This is a genomic window from Caballeronia sp. ATUFL_F1_KS39, from assembly GCF_023630985.1.
In the GTDB taxonomy this organism is placed as follows: domain Bacteria; phylum Pseudomonadota; class Gammaproteobacteria; order Burkholderiales; family Burkholderiaceae; genus Caballeronia; species Caballeronia zhejiangensis.
Map to the genome: position 1 here is coordinate 1 of NZ_JALQDZ010000079.1, position 277 is coordinate 277.

At 61.0% G+C, this 277-nt stretch carries 1 protein-coding gene; it reads left to right on the plus strand.

Going from position 1 to position 277, the window contains the following annotated elements; translation table 11 throughout:
* Nucleotides 1-45 precede the first annotated feature (45 nt).
* The coding region (locus NCR93_RS31660; protein ID WP_250532466.1) for a response regulator at nt 46-277 on the plus strand (232 nt) is incomplete at its 3' end.

Below are 277 nucleotides of genomic sequence, written 5' to 3' on the forward strand. Positions count from 1 at the left end.
GACTTTGCCGTTGGCGCCGAGTGATCGCGACGAGGAGACCACCTGATGGAGTTGAAAGTGCTTTTGGTTGAGGATGACCCCTCCGTCAGCCGAGCAGTGGCGCAGGCCTTCCGACTTGAGCAGATTCCGCTGGACGTCTGCACGTCGGTCGAAGAAGCGGTCCATCGCATCAGTGATCCGGAAATCGGGACCATCGTGTCGGACGTACGCCTGCCTGGTCAGGACGGGTTCTCGATGCTGGCGGCGGTGCGCCAGCATGACGTCGAACTGCCAATAG